Annotated in this window: 23 protein-coding genes; 8 read left to right on the top strand and 15 right to left on the bottom strand. The window is 60.9% G+C overall.

What is annotated here, in order from left to right:
- Positions 1–3: 3 nt before the first annotated feature.
- The 4 genes from AC3WKX_RS25970 to AC3WKX_RS25955 all read right to left on the bottom strand — a co-directional run bounded on the left by AC3WKX_RS25970 (position 4) and on the right by AC3WKX_RS25955 (position 4845).
- Entirely contained in the window at positions 4–219 is a 216-nt protein-coding gene (locus AC3WKX_RS25970; RefSeq protein WP_003217916.1) for a hypothetical protein, read from the bottom strand.
- A 150-nt stretch (positions 220–369) separates the two neighbouring features.
- Complete coding sequence (locus tag AC3WKX_RS25965; RefSeq protein WP_102605641.1) at positions 370–2619, bottom strand: TonB-dependent siderophore receptor; 2250 nt, start codon at positions 2617–2619, stop codon at positions 370–372.
- Between the two features lie 155 nt (positions 2620–2774).
- Positions 2775–4514, bottom strand: a complete 1740-nt coding sequence (locus AC3WKX_RS25960; RefSeq protein WP_003217921.1) for a phosphoethanolamine transferase CptA — start codon at positions 4512–4514, stop codon at positions 2775–2777.
- A 154-nt stretch (positions 4515–4668) separates the two neighbouring features.
- The gene (locus AC3WKX_RS25955; protein WP_023658901.1) at positions 4669–4845 is read right to left on the bottom strand and encodes a DUF6026 family protein; all 177 of its coding nucleotides are present in this window, start codon (positions 4843–4845) and stop codon (positions 4669–4671) included.
- A gap of 244 nt (positions 4846–5089) precedes the next feature.
- Between AC3WKX_RS25955 and gnd the strand changes: the two genes are divergently transcribed.
- Genes gnd through AC3WKX_RS25940 form a run of 3 tightly spaced genes read left to right on the top strand, consistent with a single transcriptional unit; the run spans position 5090 to position 8438 of the window.
- Entirely contained in the window at positions 5090–6097 is a 1008-nt protein-coding gene (gene gnd, locus AC3WKX_RS25950) for a phosphogluconate dehydrogenase (NAD(+)-dependent, decarboxylating) (RefSeq protein ID WP_256579633.1), read from the top strand.
- Positions 6094–7617, top strand: coding sequence for a glucose-6-phosphate dehydrogenase (gene zwf, locus AC3WKX_RS25945; protein ID WP_003217928.1), 1524 nt, complete (start codon positions 6094–6096; stop codon positions 7615–7617). The genes gnd and zwf overlap by 4 nt, the downstream gene beginning before the upstream one ends.
- The gene (locus AC3WKX_RS25940) at positions 7614–8438 is read left to right on the top strand and encodes an HAD family hydrolase (RefSeq protein WP_003217930.1); all 825 of its coding nucleotides are present in this window, start codon (positions 7614–7616) and stop codon (positions 8436–8438) included. The genes zwf and AC3WKX_RS25940 overlap by 4 nt, the downstream gene beginning before the upstream one ends.
- Positions 8439–8575: 137 nt before the next feature.
- On the opposite strand, the gene AC3WKX_RS25935 is transcribed toward AC3WKX_RS25940, so the two are convergent.
- Positions 8576–8836, bottom strand: a complete 261-nt coding sequence (locus AC3WKX_RS25935) for a DUF1652 domain-containing protein (RefSeq protein WP_003217933.1) — start codon at positions 8834–8836, stop codon at positions 8576–8578.
- A gap of 343 nt (positions 8837–9179) precedes the next feature.
- On the opposite strand from AC3WKX_RS25935, the gene AC3WKX_RS25930 reads away from it, so the two are divergent.
- Complete coding sequence (locus tag AC3WKX_RS25930) at positions 9180–10508, top strand: sigma-54 dependent transcriptional regulator (protein WP_003217935.1); 1329 nt, start codon at positions 9180–9182, stop codon at positions 10506–10508.
- 65 nt (positions 10509–10573) lie between these two features.
- Here AC3WKX_RS25930 and fapF read toward each other — a convergent pair whose 3' ends face one another.
- The 7 genes from fapF to AC3WKX_RS25895 all read right to left on the bottom strand — a co-directional run bounded on the left by fapF (position 10574) and on the right by AC3WKX_RS25895 (position 16559).
- The gene (gene fapF / locus AC3WKX_RS25925) at positions 10574–11887 is read right to left on the bottom strand and encodes a fibril amyloid transporter FapF (RefSeq protein ID WP_043224814.1); all 1314 of its coding nucleotides are present in this window, start codon (positions 11885–11887) and stop codon (positions 10574–10576) included.
- 49 nt (positions 11888–11936) lie between these two features.
- Positions 11937–12686, bottom strand: coding sequence for a fibril amyloid subunit FapE (gene fapE / locus AC3WKX_RS25920; protein ID WP_003217939.1), 750 nt, complete (start codon positions 12684–12686; stop codon positions 11937–11939).
- Positions 12687–12723: 37 nt separating this feature from the next.
- Positions 12724–13404 (bottom strand): fibril amyloid maturation endopeptidase FapD, encoded by a 681-nt coding sequence (gene fapD, locus AC3WKX_RS25915; RefSeq protein ID WP_003217941.1) that lies wholly within the window; start codon positions 13402–13404, stop codon positions 12724–12726.
- Between the two features lie 61 nt (positions 13405–13465).
- On the bottom strand, positions 13466–14173 hold the full coding sequence (gene fapC / locus AC3WKX_RS25910) for an amyloid-like fimbrin subunit FapC (protein WP_023658900.1): 708 nt from the start codon (positions 14171–14173) through the stop codon (positions 13466–13468).
- Positions 14174–14240: 67 nt separating this feature from the next.
- Positions 14241–14798, bottom strand: coding sequence for a fibril amyloid subunit FapB (gene fapB / locus AC3WKX_RS25905; protein WP_102605640.1), 558 nt, complete (start codon positions 14796–14798; stop codon positions 14241–14243).
- 1 nt (position 14799) lies between these two features.
- The gene (gene fapA, locus AC3WKX_RS25900) at positions 14800–15246 is read right to left on the bottom strand and encodes a fibril amyloid chaperone protein FapA (RefSeq protein WP_003217947.1); all 447 of its coding nucleotides are present in this window, start codon (positions 15244–15246) and stop codon (positions 14800–14802) included.
- 317 nt (positions 15247–15563) lie between these two features.
- A complete protein-coding gene (locus AC3WKX_RS25895) occupies positions 15564–16559 on the bottom strand; it encodes a FecR family protein (RefSeq protein WP_102605639.1) in 996 nt (331 codons plus the stop codon).
- Positions 16560–16711: 152 nt separating this feature from the next.
- Here AC3WKX_RS25895 and AC3WKX_RS25890 point away from each other — a divergent pair, with 152 nt between their 5' ends.
- The gene (locus AC3WKX_RS25890; RefSeq protein ID WP_003217951.1) at positions 16712–16981 is read left to right on the top strand and encodes a PepSY domain-containing protein; all 270 of its coding nucleotides are present in this window, start codon (positions 16712–16714) and stop codon (positions 16979–16981) included.
- 41 nt (positions 16982–17022) lie between these two features.
- Here AC3WKX_RS25890 and AC3WKX_RS25885 read toward each other — a convergent pair whose 3' ends face one another.
- Complete coding sequence (locus AC3WKX_RS25885; protein ID WP_102605638.1) at positions 17023–22137, bottom strand: dermonecrotic toxin domain-containing protein; 5115 nt, start codon at positions 22135–22137, stop codon at positions 17023–17025.
- Positions 22138–22307: 170 nt separating this feature from the next.
- Here AC3WKX_RS25885 and AC3WKX_RS25880 point away from each other — a divergent pair, with 170 nt between their 5' ends.
- On the top strand, positions 22308–23345 hold the full coding sequence (locus AC3WKX_RS25880) for an Ldh family oxidoreductase (RefSeq protein ID WP_102605637.1): 1038 nt from the start codon (positions 22308–22310) through the stop codon (positions 23343–23345).
- Between the two features lie 40 nt (positions 23346–23385).
- Here the strand turns inward: AC3WKX_RS25880 and AC3WKX_RS25875 are convergent, their stop codons facing one another.
- On the bottom strand, positions 23386–23706 hold the full coding sequence (locus tag AC3WKX_RS25875; protein ID WP_003217958.1) for an ElaB/YgaM/YqjD family protein: 321 nt from the start codon (positions 23704–23706) through the stop codon (positions 23386–23388).
- A 175-nt stretch (positions 23707–23881) separates the two neighbouring features.
- Between AC3WKX_RS25875 and AC3WKX_RS25870 the strand changes: the two genes are divergently transcribed.
- A complete protein-coding gene (locus AC3WKX_RS25870) occupies positions 23882–24133 on the top strand; it encodes a hypothetical protein (RefSeq protein ID WP_003217960.1) in 252 nt (83 codons plus the stop codon).
- Here the strand turns inward: AC3WKX_RS25870 and AC3WKX_RS25865 are convergent.
- The gene (locus tag AC3WKX_RS25865) at positions 24108–25025 is read right to left on the bottom strand and encodes a LysR family transcriptional regulator (RefSeq protein ID WP_102605636.1); all 918 of its coding nucleotides are present in this window, start codon (positions 25023–25025) and stop codon (positions 24108–24110) included. The two genes, AC3WKX_RS25870 and AC3WKX_RS25865, sit on opposite strands and share 26 nt — an antisense overlap.
- Before the next feature lie 92 nt (positions 25026–25117).
- Here AC3WKX_RS25865 and AC3WKX_RS25860 point away from each other — a divergent pair, with 92 nt between their 5' ends.
- A complete protein-coding gene (locus AC3WKX_RS25860; RefSeq protein WP_102605635.1) occupies positions 25118–26044 on the top strand; it encodes a carbon-nitrogen hydrolase family protein in 927 nt (308 codons plus the stop codon).
- Positions 26045–26149: the final 105 nt, after the last annotated feature.

Here is a 26149-nt window from a genome sequence, read left to right as displayed (position 1 = left end):
AAATCAGCTGTTCGGTGTGTTGGTAGTTTGGTCGGCCGTTGCCGGCTTTTCGGTCTTGCCGTCAGCCATTGCGGTTTGCTGGGCAGCACCGTGAGTCTGTTCCTGAACGAAGGTGAAGTTGTTGTAGAACTCCTTCGAACGCTCTGAGCCGCCTTCTGCAAAGGCGGCTACGGAAGTCATGGTCATCAGGCCGGCAAGGATAACAGTCGAAAATTTCATGGCAGTGTCTCAGTAAGTGTGTTGGGTCCGCGCGTTGTCATCAGCGGCGGGATGGGGAGACTGTGGGCCAATGATATTAAGTAAGGGTTAACCTCGCGCTGACCGAAAGTTAACGATTTCGTTAACTTCCAATCTTTAGCAGCGATGAATTCAGAGCTTCCAGTCCAGTGCAACGCTGATAGAGCGCGGGTCTCCCCAATACACGCCGTTATAGAAGCCGACGCGCTCGTAATATTTTTTATCAAATAGGTTGTTGATATTAAGTGACGCCGACAAGTGGTCATCGAACTCATAGCGCGACATCAGGTTGACCACGGTATAGGCCTGCTGGGTGATCCGGGTGCGCTCCCTGATCAGGGCTCCATTGGTGTCCCGGCCAACCGGGCGATAGGCGAAGTCGTAGAAGTCGCTTTGCCAATTCACCGCGCCGCCGACCGTCAGCGCGTGCCATTCGCCGGGCAGGCGGTAGGCCGTGGACACGCGCAGCAGGTTCAGCGGCAGGTGGGTGTTATTGCGCTGCTTGTCCCCGTTCAGGGAGTGGGTGTAGGTGTATCCGGCGGTCAGGTTCCAGTCGGGGCGCACCTCTCCGGACACCTCTACCTCGAAACCCTGAACCTTGTTGCCTTTGCCGCCGGATGTGAAGAACTGCTCACCGGTCTTCGGATCCGGTGGGGTCAAACTGTCCAGTTCCGCGACGTTGTCCTGTTTGCTCCAGAAGTACGCGGCCGCCAGGTTCAGGCGCTCTTCCAGCAGGCTGCCCTTGATGCCCACTTCATAGTTGCTGCCTACCACCGGCTCCAGGTATTGCTTGCCGGCGTTGCGTTCTTCCTGCGGGTTGAAGATGTCGGTGTAGCTGGCGTAGACGGTGTACTCCGGGGTCAGGTCGTAGAGCAGGCCGGCGTAGGGTGTCCACATGTCGTTGTGGGTCTGGCTGGATTTTGACGTACCGAGGAACTGGTCAGTGTCCCTGTTGTAGTTGTAGGTGGTGCTCTCGATCTCCCAGCTGCCGTAGCGGCTGCCCAATACCGCATGCAGGCGATCGGTCAGGCTCAGGCGGGTGGCCAGGTAGCCGGCCTTTTGGCGGGTGCTGCCTTGTTCGCCCTTGAGGCCGGTGTTGGTGTCGGGGAATTTGCCGATCCCGCCCATGTGTTTCCAATCGTCGATGCTGGTGTAGTCCTTCGGCACCGTACCGCTGCGCAGGTGTGGCGAAGCGTCACGCTGCTCGGACTCGCCGTAACCCACCATCAATTCGTGCTCACGACCCAGCAGGGCATAGGACCCGGACAGGTTCAAGTCGACCACGTCCATTTTCGAGGTGCCGAGCATGTGGCTGGTCCAGGCGGTCATGCCGCTGCGGTCGGCATTCGGGAAGCCTGAGCCGCCGTAATAGACCTTGCCGTCGGTGTCGCTTTCACGGTGGGTATAGGCGGCCTTCAGGTGCCAGTCACCCGCCAGGCGGTGGTCGAGGGTAGCGAAGGTGGTTTCATCTTTCAGCGGCCAGGAACTCCAGTGGGCCGCGATGTTGGCGGAGCGGGGCAGCCTGGCTTTGCTGCCGTCGCTGTTCCAGTAGGGCAAGGTGCCCCAAGCGGTGCCCTGCACATGCTTGTTCTGGTAATCGAAGCCCACCGCCAGCACCGTGTCGTCGGTCAGGTCGCCTTCGAGGATGCCGTAGCCGACTTCCCGTTGCAGCGCGTAGTTGTCGCGGTAGGACTGGGTGTCACGGTAGGCGAGAACCGTGCGGCCGCGCAGGCGCCCGTCAAATGCCAGGGGGCCGCTAACGTCCAGGTAGCTGTAGTAATTGTCGTGGGAGCCGCCACTGACGCCTGTCTTGGCCTGCCACTGTGCGGTCGGGCGTTTGCGCACCATGTTGACCGTGGCCGAGGGGTCGCCGGCGCCGGTGGTCAGGCCGGTGGCGCCGCGGACCACTTCGACCCGGTCGTAGATGATGGTGTCGGCATCGGACTTCATGCGGCCGAAGGTGTTGAGCATGCCGTCAATCTGGAAGTTGGTGATGCCGTAGCCGCGCGAGGAATAGCCGACCCGGTCGGAGTCCAGGTGCTGCACCACCACGCCGGTGGTCTGGCGCATCACTTCGGTCAGGGTGTTGAGGTTGAAGTCGTCCATCTGCTGGCGGGTGATCACCGAGACTGACTGCGGGGTTTCCTTGATGGACAGGTTCAACCGGGTGGCGGTGCCCATTGAGCCTGTGGTGTAGGCACCGGTGTGTTCGGTGTTGGCGCCAAGGCCTTCGGCGGTGATGCTGGTGCTGCCCAGTTCCAGGGCTTTCGCCGGCGCTTGGGATTCCTGGTCGGGGTCGTTTTCGGCCAGCAGGTCCGGGCTCAGCACCACGCTGAAGAGGCCCAGGGTCAAGGTCATGGAACGGGTAATAGGCGCGAACATCGCGGCGAACTCCTTGTCGTCTATGAAAAATGCCATTGGCTCAAAGACGAAAGGAGGCGGGGAACTTTAGCGCTAAACGAGAATAATTATTATCTTAACGTTGCAGCCAAATCGGGTTTCACCGCATTGCGCGGATGAAACCCGGGCGATTCAAGCTACTTGACGACCACGTTGGCGGCGTCTGGCTTGGGCTTGATCAGGCTGAAATCAATCAGCGGTTTTTGCTGGCGTGCATACGGGTCGCCAATCAGCCGTGGCCGAGGCTTGAAGCTGTCACTGACCAGGCTCTTGCTGTGGTCCAGTTCGTCGAAGCTCAACCCGGCCATGTCGGCCCAGGTATGGATCAGCTGCGAGCTGGTGTAAGGGCGCTGCAAGTCACCGGCAAAACTCCAGTCATGGCTTTCACGCCACTTGGGTGATGCGTAGGCCATGAACGGAATGGTGTACATCGGTGCCGTCGGCTTGCCTTCGTTGCGGCCCAGGGTGTTGTGGCCGGCCGAATCGAACACGTCTTCGCCGTGGTCGGAAAGGTACAGCAGGAAACCGTTCGGATCGGTCTTGGCGTAGTCCTTGATCAGGCTCGACACCACGAAATCGTTGTAAAGCACCGCATTGTCGTAGCTGTTGTAGGTCGGCAACTGTGCGTCGCTGACCCCCTCAGGCACGCCCTGGCGGTCGGTGAACTTGTCGAAGGTCGGCGGGTAGCGGTACTGGTAGCTCATGTGGGTACCCAGCAGGTGCACCACGATGAATTTGCGTTCGGCAGTGTCGGACATGGCCTTGGCAAACGGCTCCAGCACGTCGCCGTCATACTGGCGCGCATTCTGGTTGCGGTTGTTGTTCAGGTACACCTGCTCGTCGGCCTGTTCGGAGAAGGTCGTGAGCATGGTGTTGCGCTTGGTCATGGTCTGCTGGTTGGTGATCCAGAAGGTCTTGTAGCCGGCCTGCTTCATCACGCTGACGATGGAGGGGGTCTTGAGGTACAGGTCCGGGTTTTCTTCGTCGGCGAAGGTCAGCACCTGTTGCAGCGCCTCGATGGTGTACGGGCGCGGGGTAATGACGTTGTCGAACACCGCCAGTTGGTCCCGCAGCTTGTCCAGTTCCGGCGTGGTGTTGCGCGGGTAGCCATACAGGCTCATGCGCTGGCGGTTGGTGGACTCGCCGATCACCAGCACCAGGGTCGACGGCTGGCCGGCCATGCTGTCCTTGAGGTTGGTCAGGGGCGGGATCTTGCTGGCGCTGGTCAGCATGCCTTGCATGTTATCCAGTTGTTCGGTGTAGCGGCGGTAGGCGACGATCATCTGCCATGGCACTGCCGGCTCGATACGGGTTTCGAAGCGGTCGATGGCCAGTTCCATGGTCTCGCTCTTGGCGATCTGCTTGACCAGCGGGTAGCCGACGATGGCAATCACGATTGCGGCAGCCGCCAGCATGGCCTGGCCACGTGGCAGGTAAACCGGGCGTACGCGGGTCCACAGGAAAACGGCCATGGCGGTGTGGGCAATGAACGCCAGCACGATCCACCAGGCAAAGTATTGGGTGGCGTATTCGCCGGCTTCAGAGATGTTCGACTCGAACATGATGAAGATGACGCTTTGAGAGAATTCCTGCTGGTAGATGAAGAAATAACCCAGGCTGGCCATGGAACAGGCCCACAGCACCACGCCAATCAACCCCGCCACCAGGCGCGCGCGACGCGGGAACAACAGCATCGGCGCCAGCCACAGGGCGCTCATGAAGAATGCCTGGCGGAAACCACTGAAGCCGGAGGTGCCGGTCAGTTGGATCAGCAGTTGGGTAATGCCCGAGAAATACCAGAAGAACAGAAACATCCAGCCGAGGCCGGCCCAATCAAAACCTTTCGCAGACGTAGTGCTGCGTTTGAACATCGCCATCCAGCGCTCCAACCCGATAATTTCAGTGTCAACGCGCAGGGATGCACGCAAACAGAGGGCCTGCGCACGTAGCGCGGCCCTATTCGGCGGGAGTATCGGGAGGGGGATGTGAAAACTTCGTGAGTTATTCCTGAACGGTTCGTTCAGCCCACGTTCAGCAAAGTGCGGGCTGGGTGCCGGACGGCTGATTGAGCTGGCCCTGCAGGTGCGAGCGCAAACGCATGACTTCCTGCTGCAGTTGGTCGCGCTCGTTTTTCAACTGGCGCAATTCATCGCGGCGAATGGTGACGTAGAGGGTCTGTGGCGGACGGGTCATGTGTGCAGTGCTCATTGCTTACCTCGCAAATAGCCGGTCTATCGCGGTGCCAGAGCGCTTGAATCGAGGCTCTCGGCAACAGTCGGGGCAATTCTGAATTCTTTTTTTAATGAAGGGAACTTTTTTATTTTTGATGGTCGTTGTGACTTTTAACCCACTGAAGGCGAAAGGATGGCCACTTTTTGTCATGAAACTATGCCAATCCGCTCTGGACTAACCCTCATTAGCCTCATTGCGCTATAAACTGTGACACACATTTATTCGTAGTAAGGAGCATCAGCACATGCAACTGGGGATTATTGGACTAGGCCGCATGGGTGGCAACATTGCGCGGCGCCTGATGCTCAATGGGCATACCACCGTGGTTTACGACCGCAATGAAGCATTCGTAAAAGGTCTGGCAGGCGAGGGCGCCACGGGCGTTGCTGACCTGGCAGGCCTGGTGGCCGGGCTGCAAAAGCCCCGGGCGATCTGGGTGATGCTGCCGGCAGGCGACCCGACCGAGAACACCATTGAAGAACTGAGCCAACTGCTTGAAGACGGTGATGTGATCATCGACGGCGGCAACACCTTCTATAAGGATGACATCCGTCGGGCCAAGGCCCTGTCGGAAAAAGGCCTGCACTATGTCGACGTCGGCACCTCCGGCGGCGTCTGGGGCCTGGAGCGCGGCTACTGCATGATGATCGGCGGCGACGCCGAGACCGTTAAGCTGCTGGACCCGATCTTCGAAAGCCTGGCACCGGGCCTGGGCACCATCCCGCGTACCAAGGACCGTTCCGCCGCAGCGGACAGCCGTGCCGAGCGCGGCTATATCCACGCAGGGCCTGCCGGTTCCGGGCACTTCGTCAAGATGATCCACAACGGCATCGAGTACGGGATGATGCAGGCCTTCGCCGAAGGTTTCGACATCCTCAAGACCAAGAATTCGGAGAACCTGCCGCAAGACCAGCGCTTCGACCTGAATGTTGCCGATATCGCCGAAGTCTGGCGCCGCGGCAGCGTGGTGTCGTCCTGGCTGCTGGACCTGACCGCCGACGCCCTGGCCACCGATCCGAAGCTCGACGGGTATTCCGGCTCGGTCGCCGACAGTGGCGAAGGCCGCTGGACCATCGAGGCCGCCATGGAACAATCGGTACCGGTTCCGGTGCTGTCGAACTCGCTGTTCGCACGCTTCCGCTCCCGCCAGCAAAGTACCTACGGTGACAAAATGCTTTCTGCCATGCGCTTCGGCTTTGGCGGCCATGTGGAGACTCCCAAAAAATGACCGCCAACGGCAAGAAACCCAAGGCCGAACCCGCTCCGCCCACCACACTGTTTCTGTTTGGTGCCCACGGTGACCTGGTCAAGCGCCTGCTCATGCCGGCGCTGTACAACCTCAGCCGCGACGGGCTGCTGGGCGATGGCTTGCGCATTGTCGGCGTTGATCACAACGCCATCAGCGACGCCGATTTCGCCAAGAAGCTCGAGGACTTCATTCGCACCGAGGCCGCCAGCAAGGTCAAGGGCAATGCCGAGAACGCCCTGGACCCTGCATTGTGGGAACAGTTGGCCAAAGGCATCAGCTACGTCGAGGGTGATTTCCTCGACGACGGCACCTACGCCGATATCGGCAAGAAGATTGCCGACAGCGGTACTGGCAACGCGGTGTTTTACCTCGCCACTGCGCCGCGTTTCTTCGCCGAAGTGGTGCAGCGCCTCGGCGCGGCCGGCTTGCTGGAAGAAACCCCGGAGGCGTTCCGCCGGGTGGTGATCGAAAAGCCGTTCGGCTCCGACCTCGCCACTGCCGAAGCGCTGAACGCCTGCCTGCTCAAAGTGATGAGCGAAAAGCAGATCTACCGCATCGACCATTACCTGGGCAAGGAAACCGTCCAGAACATCCTCATCAGCCGTTTTTCCAATGTGCTGTTCGAGGCGTTCTGGAACAACCACTACATTGACCACGTACAAATCACCGCCGCCGAAACCGTCGGCGTGGAAACCCGTGGCAGTTTCTTCGAACACACCGGCACCCTGCGGGACATGGTGCCCAATCACCTGTTCCAGTTGCTGGCGATGGTCGCCATGGAACCGCCGGCTGCCTTTGGTGCCGACGCAGTGCGGGGCGAGAAGGCCAAGGTGATCGGGGCCATCCGGCCCTGGTCGCTGGAAGACGCACGGGCCAACTCGGTGCGTGGCCAGTACACCTCGGGTGAAGTCGGCGGCAAGCAGTTGCCGGGTTACCGCGAAGAGGCCAATGTTGCGCCCGACAGCAGCACCGAGACCTTCGTTGCCCTCAAGGTGTTGATCGACAACTGGCGTTGGGTGGGGGTGCCGTTTTACCTGCGCACCGGCAAGCGCATGAGCATCCGCGACACCGAGATCATCATCTGCTTCAAGCCGGCGCCTTACGCGCAGTTCCGTGATACCGAGGTCGATGAACTCAAGCCGACGTACCTGAAGATCCAGATCCAGCCGAATGAAGGCATGTGGTTCGACCTGCTGGCGAAAAAGCCCGGGCCGACCCTGGACATGGCCAACGTGGAACTGGGGTTTGCCTACAAGGACTTCTTCGAGATGCAGCCGTCGACAGGTTACGAAACCCTGATCTACGACTGCATGACCGGCGACCAGACCTTGTTCCAGCGCGCCGACAACATCGAGAACGGCTGGCGTGCGGTGCAGCCTTTTCTCGATGCGTGGAAGCAGGACGACGGTATCCAGGCCTACAAGGCGGGCGAGGACGGCCCGGCGGCGGCTGATGCGTTGCTGGCCCGCGATGGCCGTACCTGGCACAGCCTCGGATGAGTGACTTGCCGAGTCAACCCATCCGTTTTGTGTTGAGTGATATGGATGGCACGTTGCTGCATCCGGATCACAGCCTCAGCCAGCGCACCATTGATACGGTTCGCGCCTTGCGCGCGGCCGGGGTGTTTTTCAGCCTGGCCAGCGGGCGACCGCCCAAGGCCATGCGTCAGCAGGTCGAAGCGCTGGGCATCGATGTGCCGATTGCCGGCTTCAACGGCGGCACGCTGGTCAATCCCGACGGCAGTATTCTGGTGGCGCATCACTTGCCGGCAGAAGCGGCGCTGGTGGCGTTGGCCTTGTTTACGCCGCAGCCGGACGTTGAAGTCTGGCTGTTTGCCGACGGCGACTGGCTGCGTCGCGATCCCGGCGGACCGATGGCGGTTCGCGAGGAGCACGGCCTGGGCTATGGGGCGATTGTGGTGGAGAGCTTCGAGCCGTATCTGGATCGGGTCGACAAGATTGTTGCGGCCAGTACCAATACCCAGCTGCTGATGGAGCTTGAGGCGCAGTTGCAGCCCAGGGTCGAGGGATTGGCCCAGGTGTCGCGTTCGCAGCCGGTGTTCCTGGATGTCACCGCCATGAAGGCCAACAAGGGTGAAGCATTGAGAACCCTTGCGGCGCACCTCGGTGTGCCACTGCAACAGACCGCAGCCATCGGTGATGGCGGCAATGACCCGGCGATGTTTCATGTGGCGGGGTTGTCGATTGCCATGGGCCAGGCAGAAGAGGTGGTCAAGCGCCAAGCCAGCGTCGTGACCGGCAGCAATGTCGATGACGGTGCGGCGGAAGCCATCGAGCGGTTTATTCTCTCGGCCTATTGATCGGTAACCACACTAATAAGTAGTCAGCTATGCAAAGTTGCAACTTGCATGGCTGACTGTCCACTTGAGTTAGTGCGGGTCAATATACTGCGCAGCCGGGCGGCACACTTTCGGGTGCCGTCTCACGCACGCTTCAGTTACTTGGGCATTGCCCAGGATTGCAACTGGTAGCCATCTTTGTCGAGTTCGGCACGGGCCTGCAACAGCAAGTTCTCAAGCTGTGCCGGGTCGGTATAAGTGCTGGAAGACAGCTGCTTGCTACCGATACGGGTATTGGTGCGGTCGATGACGCTCAGGCTCAGGGCGCCGTTGCCATCGTGCCAGGCCACGCATTGAAAGGGCTGGAAGGCACGGTCTGCGATCAAAAGAGCTTCGTTGATGCGGAGCGGGGCGTTCATGGGGTCTTCTCTCTAAATGCCCATTCAAGTGGAAGCCGTTGGTTGGGCGTGCCTAACGACTGGTTACTTGTACTGATGCACGATCACCGGGTGCGGGTCACATGTTAGAAGAAGATTTTTTAACTTTCCCTGATTAAAGTCATGTAAGGGGCTATTTTGAAAGCCTCATGAAAGTTATGCCGCGGCAATTGACCGCACCCGACTGACATAAAAGACCCGGTTCGTTCGCGACTTATAGCGAATCGGTACAAAGGGTGCGTCAAGATCTTGCTAGGGTTACCAGCAGACTTTGCAAATAGTTGTTTTTAAATAACTTTAACGATTTTGACGCCAAGGAATAGTCATGATTGTTACACCTGCCCCGCGCCGCCTGCTTGTGGTCGATCCCTGTGATGACTGCCACCGGCTATTGCCCGGTTTGCGCGCAGCGGGGTGGGACGTGGACAGCTGCGCCCTCGAGTCGGTGGGTGAGCGCTCCTGTGACGTGGGTTTGTTGCGCCTGCAGCCGTTTCACCTGGAGCGACCCGAAGCGGTCAAGGAACTGATCAGCCGCAGCGGCACCGAGTGGATTGCGGTGCTTAACCAGGAAGTGCTGCGCCTGCAGAATGTCGGCGATTTTGTCTGTGAGTGGTTCTTCGACTTCCATACCTTGCCGTTTGATGTGTCACGGGTGCAGGTCACCCTGGGCCGCGCCTTCGGCATGGCGCGCCTGCGGGGCAAGGGCAACAACGCGCCTGCGGGCCAGCCGGAACACGAGTTGCTGGGGGACAGCCGTCCCATCCGGGAATTGCGCAAGCTGCTCGCCAAGCTGGCGCCCACTGAATCCCCGGTATTGATCCGTGGCGACAGCGGCACCGGCAAGGAATTGGTCGCGCGTACCTTGCATCGCCAATCCCAGCGCCATGCCAAGCCGTTTGTGGCGATCAATTGCGGGGCGATTCCCGAACACCTGATCCAGTCCGAACTGTTTGGCCATGAGAAGGGCGCCTTCACCGGCGCCCATCAGCGCAAGGTGGGGCGGATCGAGGCGGCGCACGGCGGCACCCTGTTTCTCGATGAGATCGGCGACTTGCCCATGGAGCTGCAAGCCAACCTGCTGCGTTTTCTCCAGGAAAAACAGATCGAGCGAGTCGGCGGCAGCCAGCCGATTGCGGTGGATGTACGCGTGTTGGCGGCTACCCACGTCGACCTGGAAGCCGCGGTCGCAAAGGGCACTTTTCGCGAAGACTTGTATTACCGGCTCAACGTCCTGCAAGTGGTCACCGCGCCGTTGCGCGAGCGTCACGGCGACGTGGCGATGCTGGCCAACCATTTTTCACACTTCTACAGCCAGGAAACCGGCCGCCGTCCCCGCAGCTTCAGTGAAGACGCACTGGTGGCCATGGGCGAGCACGGTTGGCCGGGCAATGTGCGCGAGTTGGCCAACCGCGTGCGGCGTGGCCTGGTACTGGCGGAAGGGCGGCAAATCGAAGCCGTTGATCTGGGATTGCAAAGCCAGCAGGCAATCGCGCTGCCGATGGCTACACTGGAAGATTACAAGCACCGTGCCGAACGCCAGGCGCTGTGCGATGTGCTCAACCGGCACAGCGACAACCTGAGTGTCGCGGCCCGTGTGCTGGGGGTTTCCCGGCCGACGTTCTACCGGTTGCTGCACAAACACCAGATCCGCTAGGGCGGGTAAACCGAAAAGCCCCGCAACGACCCTTATCGTTGCGGGGCTTTTCCCGTTGTCATGCCTTAAAAATAATACGGGAACTTCAGGCTGAAGCTGAACGACGGCGCATCCGGTGTGATCCCGATGGCCAGGTTCGGCACGATGGTCAGGTTGTCGCTTGCCGCAATCGTCATGCCCACGTTGAAGTAACCCGCGTTGGCGTCGCTGGAAACCACCGACTGCCAGTCGCCGCCATCCGGCTTGAGCTTGCTCTTGCGTTGCACCAGGTCGGACACCGAGAACGACATACTCATCTTCTCGTTCAGCGCAAACGCCACGCCAGCGCCGATCTGGAAGCTGTCGCCCAACTGCACTTTCCCCGGGGTCTTCTGGCCGACCTGGGAGCTGATATCGCTGAACGAGTCTTCGAAGTTGTGGGTGTACGACAGCGAGCCAAACAATACCGCCGGGTCGAAGGTCTTGACCAGCGAGATACCCGGCGTGATCGACCACACACCGTTGCCGGTGGGCAGGCTTTCCGGCACGAAAAGGTTGGTGTTGCTGGATGACTGGACCAGCTTGATCCCAAACGGATCTTCGCCGGTGGGCGCCTTGACCCGCACCGACACCACGGCATCCGGCAGGTTGACGCTCTCGTCGAGGAATTTGTAGGCAATCCCGAAGTTGACGTCGCCGATAGTCGGGTCACGCGTGACCGATTGTTCCGAGGTCGCGGTGCCGCTGCCACCGTTGGCACCACCGGACTGATAGGTCGACTCGCGGTACACCACCGGCACGTTTATATCGAACTGCCAGCGGTTGTCGAGGTTGTAGCGGCCCGTGAGGTCGACGGTCCAGTTATCCGACTTGATCCGGTCCAGGTTGATGTTGCCGAGGAAGATCGAGTCCAGCGCCAGGAAGCCGTTGAGGGTCAACTGGCGGGCATCATAGCGGGAATAGGTGACGCCGGTTTCAAAGCTGAACTTGCCGTTGCCAAAGAACCCGCTGGCCTCGTTATACAAGTTGCTCACGCTCTGCGCCGGGGCCGAATCATCCTTGAGGGACTGGCCGTAGGACGCGCCACCGGCTGCACCGCCCGAGGCCGCAGCCGCGCCGACTCCCGGCGTGTTGCCGGCCACCGTGGTGCCGCCTTTCTGGAAGTCTGCCGGGGATTTGGCCAGGCGTTTGGGCGGCGGCGCCACCGGTTGTTCTTCCACCTGGCGTACCCGTTGCTCCAGCACCGCCAGTGCTTTTTGCTGCACTTCGTAGCGTTGCTTGAGCTCCAGCAATTCCTTTTTCAATGTGTCTATGTCGGTGTCCGGCGCGGCATACAACATGGATGCGGGCAGGAGCGTGCTTAAACAAATTACGGCACGTAACGATAGCGATCGATGCATGGAATAAGCCGTCCCTTTCTAATGCGCAAGTGTCGAGGCACAGCGTAGTTCAATAACCGTTAGGGCGTAGGCCCCTGAGCTGATTCAGGTTGAGGTTCTGCCCCAAATTGTTCAAACCGTTGTTGCCCAGCACCACATTGAGTTGGGTCATGTTGCTGACGAAGTTACTGTTACCCTGCAAAACCGTGCCTTGCAGGACATTCCCGGCGCCGATCTGCTGCAACGAATTGCCCTGATTGTTGTTGGCCAGGATCGCCATTTGCAGCCCGCCATTGGCGGCCGACACCGTGACCTGGCCGGCACCCGTGCTGCCGGTGACCGACTGGCCAGCCACCAGGGCTTGTCCGGACTGGACGACATTGGCCGGCGACAAGCCATTCTGGTTCACATTGATATTCACGTTATTGCTGGCGGTGTTGCCATCGCCGGCGGCGCGCACGCTTTGGGTCACGCCCTGGCCGCTGCCCAGGCCGGCACCACCGACCACCGTGCCGGTGCCATTCGGCTGGTTGGGCGAGACTTTGGTGGGGCTGTCGGTTACCTGCACATAAAACTGCGGGGTGACGGTCGACGCGTTGACGTTCATGCTGGCCGAGCCGGTCACGCTGTCGCCGGCGGCATTGGTCCAGGTACTGCTCATCACGATGCCAAAACTGATGATCCGCCCCGGCATCACGTAGCGACCGCGCAGGTCAGCCAGTTCCGAGTCCTTTATTTCAATCGGTTTGAACACCGATGACGCATAAGCGGGCATTGAGGCTGCCAGGCACATGACCGTCAGCCAACGGTAAGTGTTCATCGTTTGCTCCTGGAGCGTCCTGCCCCTTATTGCGCTTCTAGAAGAAGTCGCTCTGGATAAAACCGAAGTCCATCAATTCACTGTCCCGCACCGGACTGAACTCATTGATTCTGTTTTTCGCCGTCAGTGGGGTGGGCGGGTCGAGCAGCACGTTGGTCTTGTCATAACCTTCGCCCAATACCGCGAAGACGATGCCATTCCAGCCTTTGACGAAGTCGTCGCGGGCATAGCGTTTATGGCCCAGTACCGGGTCGCCGATGTACACCCAGTCCTTGTCGGCGCGCTGCATCACCACGAAGTGCTTGTAGCCGCGAATCTCCAGCAACACCACCACCGGGATCTTCACCGTGAGCAGGGTGTCTGCATTGATCCGGTAACCCCGGGCGCGCATCCCGATGCTTTCCAGGTAGCGCTTCATGTCCAACATCGAAAAGCCCTGGGTACGCACCAGGTCCTGATCGGCGTTGACCAGCATGCCCTTGATGATGTGGTCTTCATCCACATCCATCCAGTAGGCCTGGCGCAGGATGGTGGCCAGGGCGGCGGCACCGCAGCTGAAATCGGTTTTCTGTTCCACCAGGTTGGCGAACTTGCGTTCACGGATGCTCTCGACCTTCTTGAAAATCACGCCACCGCCGGGCATGGCAGCAATCGCCATTTGCCCCGCCCAAGTCGGGCCGGTGAGCAATAACAGGAGGGTGAGGGCGATGATCCGCATGATCGAATGGCCTGGAGGACACTGGAATAAAAAGGGGCCTTGTCGCCAAGGCCCCGTTGCATCAGAAACGTACGCCGGAGGAAATCACAGTGGTGTTGCCCTGCTGATTGCCCACGCCTGCAGAAATGTTGGCGCCCAGGTTGCCCGAAGAGCCATTAAGCGAGTTGTTGGCGCTGGCGTTGTTCACGACAGGCAGGTAAGTGTGGCTACCCCATGGGCCAGACTGAGTGGCCACGGTGTTCAGGTAGGCGTTGTCCACGCTGGTTTGCGTGGTGTTGCTCGATGCGGCAGCAGCAGCACCCTTGGCCGAGGAAATAGCCAGTTGGTTTTTCTGTTGGTTGAAGTTGCCTGCGGTCGCGTTCACGCCCAGGTTGCCGGAGCTGCCGTTGGCCGAGTTGTTGAGCGAAGCGTTGTTGTGGGTAGCCACTTGCACAGAGATGTTGTTGCGGTTGTCTTGGGTAATGGTACCCAGGGCAAACACGGCATCTGCGTCACCGGCCGCAATGGCGGTCTGGTTGTCTTGTTGGTTGCCATCACCGGCTGCGATGTTGGCCTGGGCGTTGCCGCTGCTGCCGTTCAACGAGTTGTTGGCCGATGCGTTGTTCTGGGTGCCCAGGTTGAGCACGCCATTGTGGTTGCTCGATTGCGCATCGGAAACGGCGGCTACTGCAGCGGTAGGCTGATGAGTAGGTGGGTTGGCATGTGCGGCGGCAGCCATGATTGCAGCGAGAGCGAAGGCCAGTGGTTTAAGAGCCATTGTAGTTTTCATGGTATTTCCCCTTGCTTCTAATTAGTTGGTTAAGTGTTGGTACGGTCCAGCTTCGAGCTCCAATGAATCATTGGATTTGCACATTCAGGGCGTTAGCCATGCGGTTCCCCACCCCGGCACTCTGATTCACCTGTACCACTCCACGGCTGCCGGTGAAGGCCTGGTCGCTTGTGACGACCTGGCGGCTGCCAGTGGTAGAGGTGAACCCTGAGTTTGGTGACAGCGCCACGTTCTGTTGCGACATGACGCTGTCGTCGATGCTTTGCGGGCCAGCATTCACGCTGATCCGCACCGCATTGATCATCTGGTTGCTGGCCCCGGCCGACTGGTTGACGCCCAGTACACCGCTGCCATTGCTGAAAGAGCTGCCCTGGATCGCCACCTTGGCGTTCTGGGAGCGATCGGCCGGTGCGCCGCCGATGGTCTGGCTGAGGGCGCCGCCCGCCTGGGAGTTGCTGCCCGCCGAAATCGCGCGGCTGTTGAGCTGTTGTTGCTGACTGCCGGCCGCCTGGTTGATCGAGACGATGCCGTTGTATTGCTTGCCGGAGTTGTCGATCACTGCGCTGTTGTCAGCCATGGCCGCCGAGCAGCCCAGGATCGCCAGGAACAACCAGGAATGGTTCATCTCACTGGCCTCCCATCAGGCTGCCGATATTGTTCAAAGGCGCCATGCCGCGGGAGATTGAGCCGTTGATCTGCCCCGAGAGGCTGGAGCCGCCACCATGGCCGGCCGCCGCGCCGCCACCGAGGCCTACGCCACCCCCGTTGTTGGTCAAGCCGGGAAGGTTGCCGCCAGGCAGGATGGCGCGAGTGATGCTGGAGCCGCTGCTGATGTTGGCGTAGTCGTTGTCGCTCAGCTCGCTGGTGGCCCGCAGGATCTGTGGAGAAGAATTGGCATTGACGGTGACCGGGTTGGGATCGACGCCAGCGGTGCGGCCAGCCATGTGGCCCTGGACGGTGCGCTGAATCACGATCACACCGTCGCCTGCCGCGAGCACCGGGAGGCTCACGCTGGTACTCAGTACACAGCTGATCAGCAGAAGGCTCAATGAGCCTGGATTAAGTGTCTTCACGACGGCATTCCTTATTCTTGGCGCTGACCCTAAACAGCGCTGTCAGGAAGAGAGCAGGAGCTGTGCCGCTTTTGAATTTGTGATGACATACATGGGGTTATGAGCGCGGGAGAAAGAACGCGCAGTGGATGTGTTTCAATTGTGAGACAGCGGGCCCTTGTCCAGCCCGCCTGGCAGGTGTCTCAGGGATGAAACACTGCGCGCCGTAAACCCGGCACTCCGCAGCCGGCTGTCAGCTCAGCCGGTGCAAGTGTTTCAAAAATGGACGATTTGACGCAGGCGGGATCCGGGAGGAGGGCGCAGCCCATGACCCTGGCTCAGCTCTTTGGGGTTTTGCGCGGAATCGAATTGAGTACAGGGTTGCCGTCCTGGTTCTGGGTCAGGTAGACCGGCAGGACCTTGGGCAGGGAGGGGACGAGGTTGGACACCTCGTTGATGTTGTAGATGCCACCAATGCGGATCGCGCCGGTGCCGGCGTCGGCCAGCATCACGGGTTTGCTCAGGTAGCGATTGATCAGCGGCAACGCGTCGGCCAGGGCCAGGTTGTCGAGGATCAGCTTGCCTTCACGCCAGGCCAGGGCCGTGTCGCCCGGGGCAATTGGCTGGGCCTGGGGGCTGGCATCGCCACGGTTGTAGCTGGCCTGCATCCCGGGTGACAGGCGCAGGCCGCTGTGGGCGTCGTCGCTGCTCACCAGCACCGAGCCTTGCAGCAGCATGACCCGCACATGGTCTTCGTATTTCCAGACATTGAACTGAGTGCCGGTCACTCGAACCTGGCCGTCACCGGCGTGGACGATAAACGGATGTTGCGCGTCATGGTTGACCTTGAAAAACGCCTCGCCTTTTTTCAGGGTAACCCGACGCTGATCCTTGAAATTGCTGTAGACCAGTTCGGTGCCCAGGTTCAGTTCAACCTGGCTGCCGTCGTCAAGGGTGACCTGGCGCAAGCTGTTTTCAGCTTCGTAATGGTTGTACGAACTGGGCAGCCAGCCCGCTTCCCAGCCGGTAAAGGCCGCCAGTGGCAAGGCCACCAGGCATATCGCCGCCGCTACCGCGTAGTTCCTCAAACGGCTGCGAGGTTGTCGTCGCGCCACGACGGGGGCCGGATCGCTGCGGGGCAAGTGATCGGCAACGTCCCAGATTTCCAGCATCGCGGCGTATTCGAAGGCATGCAGTGGATGCGCATCGTGCCACTGCTCGAAGGCCTGACGCTCCGCCGTCGTGCAATCGCCAGCGTGCAGACGCATGCACCAGTGCGCAGCGGCATCGGTGATGGCGTCGTATTCGGCTTCTGATAGGGACTTATCTGTCATTAACTCATCCTGATTTCCGACATTCTAACCTCCACAGCAGGACGGCGAGAACAGCCATCATGGCGAATGCACATCAATTGGAACTAATTCTCGTCTGCAGGGCCCTAAAAAATTCAGGACAGGTAACACTCATTCCCTAATGGAGCACGAAAATGCTTAAGAAAACCTTAGCCGCCGTTGTCGCAACCACCGCCTTGCTCAGTGCTGGAGCCGCCCTGGCGGACAAACCGGGCGCAGGCTGGATCACCATCGAAAAAGCCATCGAGACCGCCAAGACCAAGGCTGGTTACGTCCAGATCTACAAGATCGAAGCCGATAACGATGGCTACTGGGAAGGTGAGGGGCGCAAGGCCGATGGCGTGGTCTATGAGTTCCGCATCGACGGTGAGTCGGGCAATGTGTTGCGCGATCAGAAAGACTGAATGAACTGACAGGTGCGGGCGTTCGGCCCGCACCCTGTCTGTTACGGTGTGGCTTCGGCAATCGAAGGCACGGGGTCCAGCTGGCGCCCCAGGGTTGTGATCAATAAGGTCAGTGAGTCGGCGTTATCCATCTGTGTGTTGAACCGCCGCGTCAGGTTGGTTTTGAAAATTCCCCGCGCATTGCTCAAGTCCACGCCTCCGGTCGTGGCAAGAATCTGCTGCCTGATGTAGTCATCTTCCGGGTCGGTTCCCAGATCAGACCCGGTAGCCCCCCACGCGTCCGTTGATTTGAACAATTGCCCAACAGGCGTGTTGATCGAGTACGCATTCTCCTGCACGTTGCGCAGCCAGTCCTGAAGATCGCGACCGGCTTGGGTCTGTACTTCAATCAGGTCGGAAAAAGGTGATGTGGAATTGAGGTAGGCGACGTCGGCGGTATTGCTCACGATATGAGTCAACTCATGAATCAAGGTGGCCGCGCGGGCATGGGCTCTTTGGTCGAAGTGATTGATCAGGCGCCCTTCGAAATCGGCCGTAGGCGGGTTGAAGAAGTTTTCAGTGAGGTAGATGCGTCGATCCGGGTCGCCGTCGATGGTAAACGCCCAATGCCGTTCGGGTTCGGCAATATGCGCACCGGAGACGAAACGCCGGGAATTGAGCGAGTAGAGTGTCGGCTCCAGCGCCTCATCGAGAATGTCGGTCACCGTGTCCATGAGCTTTTGCGCGAGGGTTGGCGGAAATTTGGCCGGGCCGGTGTCGGCGTCTATCGGGATGCCGAAGAAGCGGTTGATAAAGCGATGCACCCGGGTCACGGGCGGATACTGGTGGTCGAGCAGTTTCAGGTTCTGCTGGCAGTTGTGCAGGTAGAAGGTTGCCAGGTCCAGTGCCTCGACGATCGCCTGGGCCCTGGAGGGCGACACACGCCGAATCTCGGCCAGGCCGCGGGCCTCGACGTTCATCACCTGGTCCACGGCTGTCCGCACCTCACGGCGGTCCATCATTGCACTCCATCCGGGGCCGTGGCGGCGAACCGATGCGCCCGGGTCCAGGGTCCATTTGCGGTTGGCATCCAGGCGCACAAACGGTCCTTTGGACCGTGCACTGAAAAGCCGCCAATGGCCTTCGACCTGCCTGGCGCGGTAGACCTTGCCTGCGCACGGCAGGTAATGCCGGTTGTCCGTCGCTGTGTAGACGCCCGTGTTGCCTGCCTTCAGGCCCTCCAGGCTGATGTCGCAGGCTTCGTACGCTTGCAGCCGGGTTCGGGCCCGGGCGGTGACGTCGATGTCGTGCCAGGCACTGGCCGTTTGCGTCGGCGCTGGTTGCGCGGGGGCGGGGCCTGGTGTCGAGGGTTCATCCATCAATGCGCGGATCGAGGCCATTTGCGCGACACCGCCGATGAAGGTTTGCAGCGCCTCGCGCCAGCGGTGTTGCTGCAAATCTTCGGCAGAGGCCTGGAACAGTTTGTAGCTTTGCCAGATCACCAGCGGCACCATCAGTTTGCCCGGCAGCAGCGCCTGCGCGTGCTGCAGTCCGCTGCTGAACAAGGCTTTGAGGGTGTCCCAGGCTGACCGGCCGTTGGCCTGGGATTGCTGTTCAAACAGGTTCGAGATCAATCCGATGTTGTCGCGGTACAACTGCTTGAGCGCGTGGCCCTTGATCGGATTGGCCCCCAGGGTGATTTCCGAGGTTCCCCCGACCGTGCTGGCCCAGAGGTGTCTATACGTGGCTTGCTCAGCCTCTGGCAGGCGACCGATCACCCAGTCCTGCAAGGGGCCGGGCAGGTTGAGCCGGCGAATCAGATCCGCCTCGTTGTCGAACTCCTGGAACGCCTGTTGCGGCCCATAGGGCGCATACATCACCAGCGGAGTGCTTTCGACGGCACTGATCAAGTAGACCCCAAGGGCCTTGATGGACCGGGCCCCCGCCGTGGCGATCAACTCCAGCGGACGCACTGTCGAGGTCGCGCCCTCGACCGCTGCGCGGGCGAGCGCGTCCGGCATGTCGAGGACCTGTTCGACCAGGCTCAGGCCCGCGGGTGATAACAGTTCCTGCAGCCTCAGCGCGTGGGCATTTTGCAACAGTTGCCAGGGCAGTTGCCGAATAAACCGGCGCTCCCGCACATCTGCGCCCGGCTTGCCCGGGGTGAGTTTTTCGACCAGGCAAGCCTGGTGGTCCTGCTTGAGGGGCAGGCGCGCGAGGATCTGGCGCACCACAGCAGGTGTCAGGCCGGCGGCTGTGGACTCGACATCGAATGCAGCAGCTTGCTGGCTGACGTGATTGAGGGCGTAGTCCACCAGGTTCTGCCGCTGGCCGGCCAATACCAGCTTGGGCAGGATGTAGACGTCTTGCGGGCGCACGTCATAGGGCTGCAACAAGTCGATGAGCTTGCTGCCGAGATACGCTGGCAGCGGCAGGAAATCGTCAAGGTAATCCTTGTCGTCCGTGAGGCTGTGGCGGTATTGCTCAAGGATTTCGACATGGCGACGCTGTTGGCTGACAGACGCCATCCCCAGCCAGGCGGGCAGTGATTGTTGTGCCATGAAGGTCTGGGCGATTTGTGAGGCATGGCCCAGGTCGTTGGCCGGCAAGGCCTTTTCCAGCCCCCCGAGACGCTTCAGCAAGGCGTCCCCTGAGAGCGTCAGGGTGAGGCAGTGAGCCCGTTGTGCCCTGTAATGATCAATCCAGGACTGCTGGCAGTGCTGTGCGACCGCGCCGTTGATCAGCATGAACTGACCGAGTGCGCAGGCCTGGTGCGGTTTGAGATAGCGCGGGTCGAGATTGGCCAGTAGCTGCCTGCGAAGGTCCGGGGCGGCCAGTCGTCGTTGCAGTTCTGTCTGCAACTGGCTGACATTGGCGAAACTCTCCAGGCCGCGCGCCGGCGTCCACAGCACGGCCCGGCCTGAGTGGGACGGGGCCAGGCCACCGCGTTCGGTGAGCATCAAGCAATGCGCCAGGGGCACCCGTTGCGTCAGGCCCTCGGGTTCGACGGTCAACGCATAGGCATCCGGGATGAATCCACCCAGGCCCTGGCGCCGGCGGCGATCAGGGTGTTGAAGATCAAACACCGTCTGCGCTATCGCCTCATCACGCGCGTCCAGGCTGTTGTTGAGGCGCCTGAGCCTGGCTTCGCCCTGGATCGCCACCGCCATGGCATGGGCCATCGGCGCCTTGAGCTGTTCCAGGTATTCGCGGGGAATATCGGCAATGTTGGAGTGATGAAACTTGACCAGTGCGGCATCGAGCGCCGCGTTGGCTTGCGCTATGTCCAGGCCGCCCAGCGGTGTAACAGACCCATCGCCCTGGCTGGCGTAAAGGCCATAGTGCGGCGTTTGCGGAATCGGCCCGCGCTTGTGTATCAGGCGCGCAAGAAAGTAACTGCGCAGGCTCTGGCTTTCCAGGGGCGCAGTGGCGGGTGTCGCGCTTGCGCTGGCGGCGTAGCGATTGACGTAGATCTTGCCGGGATCGTGGCCAGCCAAGCCGCGGCGGTTGAACTCGGCGGTGAGCGCCTGATTGACGGTGTTGGCCAATGTGGGTTGCGCTCGCACCTGGGTTGCCAGCGTGTCCTGGATATCGGTCATCTGCTTTTGCAGCAGGGCGGCACGTTCGGCGGCCAGCGACACCGGGCGAGTCGGGTCGGCCAGTACCGAATGAGGCGTCCAGCGTCCCGCGGTATCCAGGCCCGGGAGGTGGCTGTCGATCATGTACCGCACATCCAGCGCGTAGTCGAGCAAGGCCGAGGGGTCAATGCCGGCGCGGGTGCGTCGGTACAGATCGAGTGCGTAGCGTAGGTTCTGTTGCTGCTTGCCGATGATGGTTTCGAGCACCTGCTCAAACAGATTGCCGGCGATGGGAGTGCCGGAAAACTGCGGCGTCTTGAACCCCACAAACAGCGCCCGCTCCTCCAGGGACATCAGGTTGTAGAGGTCGTCTTCATAGCCTGGCGCCTTGACCATGGCCTTGAGGGTGTCCATCAGGTCGTCGTAGGTGCCGAGCACCTGCAGGCCCTTCTCGGGGGTGTAGAGAAAGGTCTGCGAATTGCCGATCATCACGGTGCTGGCCAGCTCGACGGTGTTGCTTGGCTGCTCCCAGATCTGTACGTTCTCGACGCGCAGCGTCTGGCTGTTCGGGGGGGCCTCGTTACCCCGGGAAGAGTACAGCGCTGCCAATGCCCGGCTTTGCTCCGGACTGATGATGGATTGCTGGCGCTTGAACAGCAGATCCAGTTGCGCATTGGTGGCCATGGCCCGGGCGAACCAGGCCCGACGCGACACGCCCGGTGCGATCTCGCTGTTCCAGAACGTCTCCAGTGCACTGTGCAGGAACGGGATCAGTTGGCCGGCTGCTTGTTTGATCGCGGTTTCCCAACGCTGCGTGTCGCGGGCCTTGGCGTCGGCAGGCCGCTTGGGGTGGAAGAACTCCCGGGTTTGCCCGGCGGGCCAGGCTTGTTCACGGTAGTACAACAGCACCGCGTCATTGAGTTGCAGCGAGTCGAGCCAGCGAGGCACCGTGTGCCCAACGGGCTGTATGGCGAAAAAACTCACGTGGGCTTCGCCGGGGCTGAGCCCGGGGAACAGTGGGCGGCAGACGCTTTCGAGCAGTTTTGAAAGCAGGGCGCCGAGGGCGGGCAACTGTTTCAACGCCGCCAGCAGCGCCTGGCGATTATTCTCCTGATAGCGCCTGAGGGTTTTTTCCTGTTCACCCAATACGTCGCCGAGCATGGCCTCCGGTGTCAGCACCAGTCGGTTGTCGAGTAGCGGCGATGGTTGTTGCTGCAAGGGCAGGAAGTACAGCAGTTGCGTGGCGCTGTCCGGGGTTTTCAAGCGCTCGGTCAGTGCTGTCAGCAAGTGGGCGGGGCTGTCGAATTTTTCCAGGCCGCCGTACGGGGTGTAGAGCCAGGCATGTGGGTAGGCGCTGGTTGAACTCATCATGAAGCTGCCGGCCAGTTCGACGGCATTGGCAGTGCTTTTATTCAACCAGATGCGCTGCGCGATCATTGGCGGCGACTGTTGGCGACGGCCTGCATCGCTGGCAAAAAACACCTTGCCGAGAAACTCGATGTCCCTGCTGTCGATGTTCAGCTGGCGCTCACGGTCCAGCGCCCTCCAGCCCACGCGCATGGCTTCGGGGAAAAAATACGGGAGAGGGGTGTGGCTCATCATCCTGATCCTTGAAGAGTTGCGTGCCTGCAACCTATCCAGGCCTGGCGCCACGAGGGGCTAGATATGTCTGGCGCTCCCTGTCGACAGCCATGGGGCAAACCCTGTCTAATCGACGGACCGATTCTTGTACGCTGTTGCCCATTCCAATAATTAAACGGGAGCTTCAGATGTCTGCATCGCCTTTGGATGTCGAGTCTTCATCAGAGCGACTCAGTTATGCGCAATTGACCGACCTGCTGCGCCAGGTGTTTGTCCGCCACGGTACGTCGGCCGATGTGGCCCAGGTGCTGGCCGAGAACTGCGCCAGCGCCGAGCGCGACGGTGCCCACAGCCACGGTGTATTCCGTATCCCCGGTTACGTCTCGACCCTGGCCAGTGGCTGGGTCAACGGCAAGGCGGTGCCGGTGGTCGAGGATGTGGCCAGCGGATTTGTGCGAGTGGATGCCGGCAACGGCTTCGCCCAGCCCGCACTGCAAGCCGCCCGTGCGCTGTTGGTGGAAAAGGCCCGCAGTGCCGGGATTGCCTTGCTGGCGATCCATAACTCCCACCACTTCGCGGCGCTTTGGCCAGATGTCGAGCCTTTTGCTGAAGAAGGCCTGGTGGCCTTGAGCGTGGTCAACAGCATGACCTGCGTGGTGCCCCACGGCGCCGACCGCCCGCTGTTCGGCACCAACCCCATTGCCTTCGCCGCGCCCCGCGCCGATGGCCTGCCGATCGTGTTTGACCTGGCCACTAGCGCTATCGCCCATGGCGACGTACAGATTGCCGCGCGCAAGGGCGAGCGCCTGCCGCCGGGCATGGGTGTGGACAGCCTCGGCCAGCCGACCCAGGACCCCAGGGCGATCCTCGAAGGCGGCGCGCTGCTGCCGTTTGGCGGGCACAAGGGGTCGGCCCTGTCGATGATGGTCGAGCTGCTGGCCGCGGCCCTCACGGGCGGTAACTTCTCGTTTGAGTTCAACTGGTCCGATCACCCCGGCGCCCGCACCCCATGGACCGGCCAACTGCTGATCGTGATCGACCCGAGCAAGACCGCCGGGCAGAGCTTCGCCGAGCGCAGCCAGGAGCTGGTGCGACAGATGCATGCGGCAGGGTTGCGGCGTTTGCCGGGGGATCGGCGCCATCGCACACGGGCGAAGTCGCTGTCAGGCGGGATCGAGATCGAAACGCAGGAATTGAGTCGGTTGCGGGTGTTGGCACAGGCCTGAAGCGAGCTGCGCCCGGGGAGGGCGCAGCCGTTGCATCAGATCAGTTGCGGCGGCCCAGCAACAGGCCGACTACCAGGCCAAACCCGGCGGAAATCGCCACGGTCTGCCATGGATGGCCACCGATGTAGGTTTCGGTGGCATCCACCACCGGCTTGCTGCGCTCGCGCACGTTGGACACCGAGTCCAGCGCCTGCTTGAGCTTGATGGCGACCTGTTCACGCAGGGTTTCACCTTCTTCCCCCACCAGTGACGCGCTGCTTTTGAGCAGCTTGTCCGATTCTTCGATCAGTGCGGTCAGTTCACTGAAGGCTTGGTCCTTGATTTGGTCTTCGACGGCTTGGGCGGCAGATTTGCGAGCCATTGGGTTAACTCCTTGCGGGTGAATGTGGCAATGAATGCGCTTGATGAAGAATGGAGTGTTTGAAGCGGGCAAAAGTTGCAGTTTTTTTCCTGTGGTCAGCTTAGGAGAAATCCAGGCCAGGAAATTTCAACCTACAGTGTAAGATGTCACCTATTTGTGCAGCAGGTAATTCAACATGAGCTTCAATCTGGCCAACAAGCCCCTCGCCGAGCGCGCCGCGCTGGAAGATGAAAAGTCCCGTCTCTACGACCTCTGGCAAAGCAACCTGGGCAAGGCCAAGGGCGAGGCCGCCCGCCTGTTTGGCGAACGCGCCAAGCGCAAGGGCAAATGGGCCGAATGGGTGCGTGCAGAACTGGACGGCATGTCACCGCCGGAGTTCTCGAACATGGTGCGCAGTGAAGTCAATCGCCTGATGGCGGCGAAGTAAAACAAGCCTCGATTGCCTCGCGCACCTTGAGCAGCAACGGATCCAGTTGCGCCTGGGTGCGCCAGCCCAGCTCCACCGGGTAACGCGGCAGCGCCAGCGGGCAAGGCAGCTCCCTCAGTCCGGTCATCTGCGCGATGGCCTGGGCCGCATGGCCGGGGATGGTCGCCACCGCCTGGCTGCCCTTGAGCAGGAACGGCAGCGCCGCGAAGTGCGTGGTCGAGGCACCTACGTGGCGGCTCAGCCCCTGCGCGGCCAGGCCCTCGTCGGTGATCCCGATAAACCCGCCGGATGACACCAGCACATGCTCGCGCCCGACGAACTCGTCGAGGTCGATGGCCTGTTGTCCCGGCGCCAGGCTGTCGGGGTCCACCAGGCACGCGTAATGGCCTTCCCCCAATACCTGCCGGCTCAACCGGCGCTCGGCAAACCCGCCGGCGGTGATTGCCAGGTCCAGGCTGCGGTCGAGCAGGGCGTCGGCAACGATCTGGCTGTGGGTCTGGCGGAACATCAACCGCAGCTTTGGCGCACGCCGGGCAATCTCTTCAATCAGCCGCCGGCCGTAGGCGATTTCGAAATCATCCGATAACCCCACCACCACCGAACGACCCTGATAGTGATTGCCCAGGGGATCCACCATCGCCAGGCTCTGGCGGCAGCGATCCAGGGCTTCGCTGATCACCGGCTTCAACTGATTGGCCCGCAAGGTGGGCGCCAGGCCCCGGCCGGTACGCACGAACAACTGATCGCCGTACACATCGCGCAAGCGGCGCAGGGCTGCACTGATCGCCGACTGCGTGACGCCAAGACGCAGGGCGGCACGGCTGGCACTGGATTCGTCGTGCAGGGCCTCGAAGGTTTTCAGCAGGTTGAGATCGACGTTGGCGATATTCATATGGCTCATATCAGTTAGCAGCGAAGCGGGCTTTATTCATGATTGCCGCTGGCCGGAGAATGGGCAACCCCCATTGATACGGAGTGATCGTGATGCCTGTTTCTACCGTGGCTGCGCTGCAAATCGGTTCCTTGCCGGGAGGCAAGGCTGAGACCCTGGAACAGATCCTGTCCTACGAGGACGAAATCCTGCGCAGCGGTGCGCAACTGGTGGTGATGCCCGAAGCGTTGCTCGGGGGTTATCCCAAGGGTGAGGGCTTCGGCACCCAGCTGGGTTATCGCCTGCCTGAAGGGCGTGAGGCCTTTGCGCGGTATTTTGCCAATGCGATTGATGTGCCGGGCGTGGAGACCGAAGCGCTGGCCGGCTTGTCGGCGCGTACCGGGGCGAGCCTGGTGTTGGGCGTGATCGAGCGCAGTGGCAGCACGTTGTATTGCACGGTGCTGTATTTCGAGCCGGTGGGCGGGTTGGTGGCCAGGCATCGCAAATTGATGCCTACCGGCACTGAGCGGCTGATCTGGGGAAAGGGTGATGGTTCGACGTTGCCGGTGATTGATGCCGCGGTAGGGCGCATCGGTGGCGCCGTGTGCTGGGAGAACATGATGCCGTTGTTGCGCACCGCGATGTACGCCAAGGGTGTGGAAGTGTGGTGCGCGCCGACGGTGGATGAGCGGGAAATGTGGCAGGTGAGCATGCGGCATATTGCCCATGAGGGGCGGTGTTTTGTGGTGAGTGCGTGTCAGGTGCAGGCGTCACCCCAGGCGTTGGGTGTGGAGGTGGCGAACTGGCCGGTGGATCGGCCTCTGATCGCGGGGGGCAGTGTGATTGTCGGGCCCATGGGGGACGTTCTTGCCGGGCCATTGCTCGGTGGGGCGGGGTTGCTGGTGGCGCGGATTGATACGGATGATTTGGTGCGGGCGCGGTATGACTATGATGTGGTTGGGCATTATGCCCGGCCGGATATTTTCGAATTGACCGTGGATGAGCGGGTTAGGGCGGGGGTGCGGTTTATTGTTGACTGAGTACATATCCGTTTCTTCGGTAACGGCGGCTTATGGTTCCGCTCTTACAGCGGCTCACTTTGGAAAAGCCCCAAAGTAAGCAAAGGGCTCTGCCCCGCCTGTCGG

The sequence above is a fragment of the Pseudomonas sp. GP01-A4 genome, assembly GCF_058780865.1.
This window is presented reverse-complemented; position numbering and strand designations above follow the sequence as displayed.